Source organism: Pseudogracilibacillus amylolyticus (SeqCode), assembly GCF_051918545.1.
Taxonomy (GTDB): Bacteria; Bacillota; Bacilli; order Bacillales; family Amphibacillaceae; genus Pseudogracilibacillus.
On the sequence record NZ_JBPPZG010000164.1, the window covers coordinates 1 to 9209 of the forward strand.

At 33.7% G+C, this 9209-nt stretch carries 7 protein-coding genes; 4 read left to right on the forward strand and 3 right to left on the reverse strand.

Translation table 11 applies throughout. The features are described from left to right. The first annotated feature begins 515 nt into the window (after positions 1-515). Both ACPYKA_RS15615 and ACPYKA_RS15620 read left to right on the forward strand, forming a co-directional pair. Entirely contained in the window at positions 516-746 is a 231-nt protein-coding gene (locus ACPYKA_RS15615) for an SHOCT domain-containing protein (RefSeq protein ID WP_479543144.1), read from the forward strand. A 243-nt stretch (positions 747-989) separates the two neighbouring features. Beyond that, positions 990-2360, forward strand: coding sequence for a DUF6612 family protein (locus ACPYKA_RS15620; RefSeq protein ID WP_479543145.1), 1371 nt, complete (start codon positions 990-992; stop codon positions 2358-2360). A gap of 239 nt (positions 2361-2599) precedes the next feature. On the opposite strand, the gene speB is transcribed toward ACPYKA_RS15620, so the two are convergent. From speB to ACPYKA_RS15635, 3 genes are all read right to left on the reverse strand, one after another. Continuing rightward, on the reverse strand, positions 2600-3478 hold the full coding sequence (speB, locus tag ACPYKA_RS15625; protein WP_479543146.1) for an agmatinase: 879 nt from the start codon (positions 3476-3478) through the stop codon (positions 2600-2602). After that, entirely contained in the window at positions 3468-4874 is a 1407-nt protein-coding gene (locus ACPYKA_RS15630; protein ID WP_479543147.1) for an APC family permease, read from the reverse strand. Before ACPYKA_RS15630 ends, speB begins: the two co-directional genes overlap by 11 nt. A 597-nt stretch (positions 4875-5471) precedes the next feature. Further along, on the reverse strand, positions 5472-6668 hold the full coding sequence (locus ACPYKA_RS15635; RefSeq protein ID WP_479543148.1) for an ornithine--oxo-acid transaminase: 1197 nt from the start codon (positions 6666-6668) through the stop codon (positions 5472-5474). Between the two features lie 136 nt (positions 6669-6804). Between ACPYKA_RS15635 and ACPYKA_RS15640 the strand changes: the two genes are divergently transcribed. Together ACPYKA_RS15640 and ACPYKA_RS15645 are read left to right on the forward strand one after the other, a co-directional pair. Beyond that, positions 6805-7473, forward strand: coding sequence for a GntR family transcriptional regulator (locus ACPYKA_RS15640; RefSeq protein WP_479543149.1), 669 nt, complete (start codon positions 6805-6807; stop codon positions 7471-7473). A gap of 32 nt (positions 7474-7505) precedes the next feature. Continuing rightward, positions 7506-9134 (forward strand): M20/M25/M40 family metallo-hydrolase, encoded by a 1629-nt coding sequence (locus ACPYKA_RS15645; RefSeq protein ID WP_479543150.1) that lies wholly within the window; start codon positions 7506-7508, stop codon positions 9132-9134. The last annotated feature ends 75 nt before the right edge of the window (positions 9135-9209 follow it).

A 9209-nucleotide genomic window follows, 5' to 3' on the forward strand; every position in this document is an offset into this window, starting at 1 on the left:
ATACTCCCGAGTGTTTCTTTGAAAAATTTATCGTGAGGATTTTCAATTTTAATTTTATTAACTGACGTCCGGGAATAGCTTGAAGCATCTTCTTTGACTGTATGTGTAATAGTCAATTTATCACTTCCTTTGGGGGATAATCGGTGAAGTTTTATGTTGATGTCTAATTATAATATACCAGTTCTTTATCCCTCAGCCAAATTAATTGAATGTTAAAATACTTTATCGTAAATATGTGTACAAGATAATTACGAATGTATTTTAATGAGCAATTCCATCCTTATCCGTCCTCTGAATAAAGAACAAACGATGATTGATACACTGATAGCAAAAACAAATGCATTCTGGAGATCCAGAAACAAATACTTCGATCACTTTCGGAGACTTGGATGAATGTATGTTACAACGCTGTCACAATAAAAAAACATAATTATCACAATCTAAGTAATTTTTCTCCAAAACACCCTAATACATCTTTTATTATGAGATAATATAGATGAAAGGGGATGATTACTATGTTTCATCAATATGGTCCTCATCATATGATGGGTAACTCTGGGTATGGCATGGTTTGGATGATCCTTTTTATCCTATTGTTATTAGTCCTTTTCTTTTTAGGGTATAAACTTATTCAAGCTAGTAGGAAAGACGAGGACAAGGCATTAGCTATCTTACGCGAGCGTTATGCAAAAGGTGAATTGACAGATGAAGAATTTGAACAAAAAAAGAAAACATTACAGAATTAGACTAACAATACCGATGACGGTACCTTTGTTAGTTTTTTTTCATGCAAAATGAACACCAAATTTTAATGGTTAGTAATACCTGCATAATCCTTTATATGGGAAAAACCTAAAAATAAAGTCGGGAAATGAAAAATCTTATCCTAGTATTTATTATTCATTTTGTACTTTTTCTATGTGAAGACAACAAATCTTAACGTATAATACGTTTAGTTATGTCAACATAAGCAAGGAGGACTTGAAAAATTGAATAAAAACATTTTGTTTATCTTCATTATTTCTATATTCTTGTTAGGTGGGTGTGCTTCTGCGTTGGATAGTATGTTAACTAAATCTTCACCATCGGAAGTATTAAGAAAGGCAGAGGAAGCACATAGCGAATTAACAGGTGTGGAAGTGTCGTTTGTAGAGAATTATAAAGATTTTACTGATACTGGATCAATGGTTATTGATATAGCAGGAAATGAAAGTTATATTACTTTAGATGAAGATAATCTTTCTATTTATATAAATGATGATGATACACTTGTAGAATATAGTAGTGGCGAAGTAGAGTCTTGGGGAGATTCGGGAGTATTTGCTGAAGTGGAAGATATGGTAGCACTCGAAAAAAATCCATTAACTTATTACAAAGATATAGATAACGATATCTATGATAAATTTGATTTGGAAAAAGAAAAAAATCAATATATTTTGACATATACAGGTAGTAAGGATGATGCAGAGCATTTAGGGAAAGCCATCACATTTTATCAATTAACCGGTTTTGATGATTTTGATGAAACAATTGATTTATTAGATATGGAAGTAAAGGAATTTGACTTAAAACTGGTCATCAATAGTGCTTCTTTTTTAGTAGAAAAAATTGAACAACAATTAACTTATAAATTCGAAGACGATCCAGAAGATACAGAAGTTAACGTTGTTCATGAATTCGATAAGTATGACGATATAGGAGAAATAGTCAGATTAGAAGCAACAGTTGCAGACGAAGAAGGGTTAAATAAGAAAGATAGTGGGGACACAAAAGATTTAAAAGACGAAGACAAAGAACTTTATGAAAAAGAAGCGGCCGAATATGTAGACGCATTAATACAAGCAACCGTATTTCAAGATGCTGATAAGTTTATTAAAAAAGCTCCCAAATCTATGTCTGAAGAAGATAAAAAATCGGAGGCTGAAGTCCAAAGAGATTTCTTTAAAGAAATTTATATCCAAAATACAAAAGACAATATGGAAGGTACAGGAGTTACAGACAAAGAAATTTCTGATTTGGCGGACGCCTTCTTAAAAGCTCTTTCTACTACAAAATATGAAATAGTTGATTCCGAAGCAATATCCGATGAAGACTTTGTTGTAACAGTATCTATTCAAGGGATTGATGATTCAAAAGTATATCAAGACACAGAGGATCAATTGTATGATGCTGTTATGGAAGAAGATTTTTCCGAAGATGAAATCTTTTCGAAAAATATGGAACTTTTAATTAAAAATTATAAAGGGGTAGACTCCCTCCTTGATCCAGTTGAAGTGAAAGTAGACGTAACGAAAAAAGGAGAAGGATCTTATCTTGTAGTGATGCAAGATCAATTTTTAGTCGGCGGATTTGTTCAATAATCGGAGTTTTATAAAAGAGTAGCAGATGCTACTCTTTTATATATAATAAGGTTGAAAAAAGTCCGTTTATGGTAAAAAGATTTTCCGTGGCATTTTTGACAATGGTATTAGTATCATACCTTTATTATTAGCCGCTAAATATCCAACAGAACCGAATACCATTTCGTTTGATGAGCTAGTAAGTTTATGGATCTCTATCGTAATGTTAATAGTACTTTTCACCTTCACTAATTTTGTCACTATTTACTTAATCTAGCAACGGCGCAGTCAAACATAATCCGAGCTGCAAAAGTTGTAGTGATATCTTGATGATCATATAAAGGATTTACTTCAGCTATATCAAAGGCATCCACCACTTCATATAAACTATCTAACATGGTCATGCACTGAACGGGAGTTAATCCACCGGGTTCATTTGCTCCAGTGCCTGGGGCATATGCCGGGTCTAATACATCAATATCAAACGTAAGGTAAATTTTCTCCACATCTTTTAATGCGTCTAACGTTTGTTGAATCACTTTTTTTGGTGTACTTTCATGAACCTCCCTAGCAGTAATTTGAACAATGCCACTTTCATTTAAATATTTTTCATACCAAGGATAATTATAACTACGTACCCCAATTTGTACGATGTGCTCCGGGTTAACCCTTGGGAGTTCTAAAGCACGGCGCATCTGACTACTTTGTGAAAGCTTTCCTTGGATAGGGGATTCATCTACTAAGTCTAAATGAGCATCAAATTGTATGATTCCAATATTTCCTTCTGTGTTATCATGTAAAGCTTTAATGACCGGATAAGAGATTGAGTGATCTCCTCCAAGGACAAAAGGGAAGCTCTTTTCTTGAAGTACTTGATTTATTTTTTTCTCTGCATTTTCAAACGTTTTTTCAGTACTAAATGCAGCGAGATCAATATCACCATAATCTTTAATTCCGTGATCTACCAAATTGAATGTTTGCCGTTTTTCGACATTGTACACTTGGTTATTCTCGATTCGGTTGTAAAACCATGAAAAAGCCTCTCGAATTTTTGCTGGTGCAAATCTAGCACCGGGTCTTCCTAATGAGGCTCCACCGTCCCATGGAAAACCAACAATTCCAAAATTTTTATGATTCATTTTCAACATCCCCTTTTGTATAAGAAATTTCTTCGATTTTGATATCTTGTTTGTTATTAATCATAAATAAGAATAAACCTACTACAAACCAAATAATAAATAGTGTGTACTCAACTCCTTTTAAAGAAATAGGAGTACCTGGAATAAGCATTAACAATAATAAAAATCCAGAGGAAATAGTTGCAATATAACCCATTATGATTCCTCCTGGAGCTTTATATGGTCGGTGAAGATTTGGTGCCGTTTTTCTCAGTTTAATACTGCTAAGAGCCATGAAAAACCATGCAATTAAAAATGAGATACCACCCATCACCATTAACGGAGATAGCATACCTTGTCCTAACAAAATTCCTATAGTTGCTATTATTGCCATAAAAGCTAGCGTATTCTTTGGAGTTTTATTTTTGGAATCCATCGTAGCAAATACTTTAGGTATAAAACCTGCTTTTGAAAAAGAAGTGATCAAACGACTTCCAGCAAATAAGAATCCGTTAAAAGTTGTAATAACACCTAATAGAACACCAAAAATAATGATACTCGTTAAAAATGCGGAGCCGCTTGTTGCTTCAAATGCTGCGACAAGTGGAAGTTCTCCTAAATTAACTAATTTTTCAGCTGGCATAATGAAACTAGATGAGAAAACAATCAGAACATATAACAAGCTACCCATGACAATCGTTCCAGTAATTGCTTTTCCAAGATTCGCCTGATTAATAGAGCTATCTGCTTCAGCAGCTGTCTTTGGAATGGTGTCAAAACCATTCATAAAAAAGATGATTGACGCAATCGCTGCAGCAATTCCAGCTGTTATATTACCCTCCGGTAACAACGGCGACATATTTGCGGGAGTTCCATTTATAATTCCACCGATAATGAAGATGAAAAATGTAGCAATCATTAAAAAAGCCGCTATATTTTGAAATGTACTTGATTGTTTAGCACCTTTCGAATTTAAATAAACTAAAATTACGATCATTAGGAAGCTAATTATCAAATGTGGCAGGTAAATTTGTTGATCTAATATTGTATATAAGGGAATTGAATTTAAAACTGGAAATAAATAAGATATTAAGGCGGCAACAGATATAGCAACCCAAGGTAATATTATTAAATATCCAAGTATTAAAAACCATCCACAAATAAAAGCTGGAATTTTTCCTAAAGTTTTGTAGGTATAAGCAAATTCACCACCCGAAATACGTAGACTTGATGTTAGTTCACCATATACAAATCCAATAGGAATAATCAATCCCATTGTAATCAGAATAGCGAGAATTGCACCGATACTTCCTGCTGCTGACATCCACGCTGGCACTGAAACAACCCAGCCAATTCCAATCATACTTCCAAATGCTAAACTAAAATAATCTTTTCCGGACATTCCTTTTTTATTCATGTGTAACACTCCTCATATTATGCCTAAGTTTATTTTTCTGCTTTACTAGAGTGTTTTCCTGAGCAGTTCTTACTCGCATAAGTGCAACCAAGGCATTCCCCTAAAGGATTGGCGAATGCCAAGTGTTTTAATGTACAATTCGACCTTCATTCATCTGGCTATATACCTCAATGCTTGATCCTTATAAGTAGATTGCTAGGTGAGGGTTTGTTACGCTTTTTGATAAACATCACGATGCTGTATACTCAATTATATCTTCAAATCTTAGTAGAAATTTTGTAAATTACTTTAGTTAATATTGTACAAAATTCCGAACGTATAATTTATGAAAAATATAATTACCTTCTTATAATTTGTACGTGCTCCCAAATTATACAAAAATGCATTTATCATACACAGAATTCATGTAAAAAATAATATATACCAAAAGAATAACTGTACACTGTATTCAAACAATAACATTAAAGAGAAAATTTATTTATCCTACAATAAATATACTTTCATTATAAATTATGATGAAAGGATTAAATGGCTTTAGCCCTTGAAGAGCAAAGCCATTTAGTATTTTTTATTTTGATCTATTAATTTTATTGGTATTCAGCTTTCCATTACCTTCTTAATTTTATCAATTGCCCAGTCTAAATCTTCTTTACTAATAATTAAAGGTGGTGCAAAGCGAATTACGAAATCATGTGTCTCCTTACAGAGCAAGCCTTCTTTCATTAGTTGTTCACAGTAAGGGCGAGCCGATTCCGTTAATTCCATACCTATAAATAATCCTTTTCCACGTACTTCTTTTATGATTGGATTATTAATTTTACGCAATTCTTCAACCATATATTGTCCAAGTTCGTTGGAACGTTCCGGAAGTTTTTCATCGACAATAACATCAAGGGCGGCTACAGATACTGCACATGCTAAAGGATTACCTCCAAATGTTGATCCGTGAGAACCTGGTTCAAAGACACCAAGAATGTCTTTATTAGCAACGACACACGAAATAGGGAACACACCGCCACCTAGTGCTTTTCCTAAAATAATGATGTCAGGGTCAACATCTTCCCACTCGCATGCTAAAAATTTACCGCTTCTACCTAAACCAGCTTGGATTTCATCGGCAATGAATAGAACATTTTCTTCTTTACAAACTTCATACGCTTCTTTTAAGAATCCTTCAGGAGGTATATTAATACCGGCTTCACCTTGAATCGGTTCAATTAAAAATCCAGCAGTATTTTCATTTATCGCAGCTTTTAAAGCCTCGATATCACCAAAAGGAATGACTTTAAAACCTGGTAACATTGGGCCAAAACCACGTTGATTAGCTGGCTCTGATGAAAGGGAAACCGCAGCCATTGTACGACCATGGAAGTTATCGACACAAGCAATGATCTCAGCTTGGTTTTCAGCAACACCTTTTACATCATATGCCCATCGTCTAGCTGTTTTAATTGCTGTTTCAACAGCCTCAGCACCAGTATTCATAGGAAGTGCCATTTCTTTATTTGTTAGTTTACAAATTTTCTCATACCACGGGCCGAGTTGATCGTTATGAAATGCACGTGAAGTTAGCGTCACACGATCAGCTTGTTCTTTAAGGGCAGCAATAATTTTAGGATGTCTGTGTCCTTGGTTAACCGCGGAATACGCACTTAACAGATCCATATATCGGTTTCCTTCAGGATCTTCTACCCATACACCATCCCCTTTTGCAATAACAACAGGCAAAGGTAAATAATTATTTGCTCCATACTCTTCTGTAGTGTTAATGATTTCTGTACTTGATTGAACCATGTAATCCCTCCATTATTAATAAGTAACACTATAAACATATTTAGAACACATAAGTTTCTGAAAGTGTTTACAAATATGATAACATAATTTATACTATTTGTATACAGTATACCGAATACGTGGGAAGGTGATGTTAGTGAAAAAAATAAAACAGGGTGAGACGTTAGCAGATCAGGCGTATAGGATGATAAAACAAGCAATAACAAATGGTAAATTAAAAGAAAATGAACAATTGCCTGAAGAAAAAATTGCGATAAACCTAGGAATAAGCCGAACTCCATTACGTGATGCATTAAGTAGATTAGCCGCAGAAGGACTAATTATTCAACAAAAAGGTCGTCCAGCGATTGTTGCAAGTTTTACAAAAGCGGACTCACTAGAATATATGGAATTAAGAGGCCTACTTGAAGTTTACAATATAGAAAAGATTATTTCAAAAGTGAATGCTCCTTTTATTGAATTATTAAAAACCAATGCCGCTGAACAATTAGATGCGATTAAGCGGGATAATTATAATGAGTTTATTGAATTGGATAGAGAATTCCATTTATTACTAGCATCCCAAAATGATAATAATGAATTGAAAAATATTATCCACCGTATGAATACTGGTATCAATCGGGCATTTCTTATACTTTCAAATACAGTTCCTACTAGTGCGAATGAAGCTTATCATGAACACATGGATATCATTGAATCAATAGAAAAAAAGGATGTCATACTTGCACGAAATAAAATGATTGTCCATATGAATAATGTTGAAAAGCGATTTTTAGGATATTATGCGGAAGATTCAAATAAATAGTATTTAAACAAACTTGACTGGGGGAATACATGATGATGATCTGGAATACACCGGAACAACTAGAAAACTTAATTTGTGAACTTGTAAGTTGGCATAGTCGTACTGGGACTAAAGGTGAGATTGAATTTTCAAATAAAATTAAAAATAAATTAATGGATTTAGCTTATTTTCAGACAAACGAATCCCATATCCATTTTCACGACGCTGGTAATGAAAGAAATACAGTAACTGCCCTTTATCATAGTGGGGTTACTGATAATACAATTGTTTTAATTAGTCATTTTGATACTGTTCATACGGGAGAGTTTGGAAGATTAGAAGACTTGGCATTTCAACCAAAAGAATTAACGGAAGAGTTTAAAAAACGAATAAAAGAACTTCCAAAGGATGCGCAAGTTGATTTGGAATCGGGAAATTATTTGTTTGGTCGTGGAACGATGGATATGAAAATGGGTCTTGCCCTCCATCTTCATTTACTGGAGATGGCTAGTACTGAAAAATGGCCAATCAATTTATTACTATTAACGGTACCAGATGAAGAAGTAAATTCCTCAGGTATGAGAGCTGCCGCTGCCGGTCTTGTTGATCTGAAAGATAAATATAATTTAGAATATAAATTATTTTTAAATAGTGAACCTTCATTTTCTCAAAAGCCATTAGATGAAAACTATTATATTTATTCTGGAACTATTGGCAAGATTATGCCTTCAGCACTATTTTATGGACGGGAGACCCATGCCGGAGAGCCATTAAGTGGAATGACAGGACATTATATGGCTTCATATTTAACAAAAGCAATGGAATTCAACTTAGATTTTATAGAAGAAGTATATAATGAAAAAACACCACCGCCAATCTGTTTAAAGAAAAATGATTTAAAGGAACATTATTCAACACAAACATCTCATCACTCTGCGGCATTATATAATGTTTTTGTAATGCGTAGAAGCGCTGCAGAAATTATGGATTTATTTAAAGAAACAACTGTACAAGCAATGGAAGAATGCCAAAAGGATTATGAAGCAATATGTAGACGTGTGAATGTAGAGCCAATTGGGAAAATCCAAGTATTAGAATACAGTGAATTACTAAACTATGCTGAAGGAAAAATAGGAGTTGCAGCAGTTCAGGAAATTAAAAACAACGTAACCCAAAATAAAAATCTCGATGAACGAGAAATGTCTATTCTAATTAGTGACGAACTAATGTTAAATTGTCAGGAATTAGCACCAGCAACAATCGTATTTTTTGCACCACCATATTATCCTGCAATAAATTCAACAGAAGAACCATTAGTGCAGGAACTAATTACATTATCTCAACAGACACTATTGGATGAATTTAATGTCGAAGCAAAACAAGTTCACTATTTTAATGGTATTTCCGACTTAAGTTATGTAAATTATGATAAACATGACAGTGGTTGGAAAGCATATATGAATAATACACCTGTATGGGGAGATGTATACAGTATCCCGTTTGAAGACATGCAAAAACTTCAAGCCCCCGTATTAAATATTGGGCCATTTGGAAAAGATGCACATAAATTAACAGAACGTCTCCATAAAGAAAGTGCATTCGTTTACACGCCATATGTGCTAAAAAAAGTTATTGAAAGTCTTTTTGTATTGGAGAATTATTTAAAGCAGGTATTATTCTAGGATTATTGATTGGTGTTGTATTAATGATCGTTTCTTATTTTACTATTAAAAAAGACGGCAAAGAAATTATTGTGG

What these genes read in the sequence shown, in the direction of transcription:
- ACPYKA_RS15615 (WP_479543144.1), top strand. Translation starts at nt 516, where the DNA reads ATGTTTCATCAATATGGTCCTCATCATATGATGGGTAACTCTGGGTAT.
- speB (WP_479543146.1), bottom strand. Translation starts at nt 3,478, where the DNA reads ATGAATCATAAAAATTTTGGAATTGTTGGTTTTCCATGGGACGGTGGA.
- ACPYKA_RS15630 (WP_479543147.1), bottom strand. Translation starts at nt 4,874, where the DNA reads ATGAATAAAAAAGGAATGTCCGGAAAAGATTATTTTAGTTTAGCATTT.
- ACPYKA_RS15635 (WP_479543148.1), bottom strand. Translation starts at nt 6,668, where the DNA reads ATGGTTCAATCAAGTACAGAAATCATTAACACTACAGAAGAGTATGGA.
- ACPYKA_RS15645 (WP_479543150.1), top strand. Translation starts at nt 7,506, where the DNA reads ATGATGATCTGGAATACACCGGAACAACTAGAAAACTTAATTTGTGAA.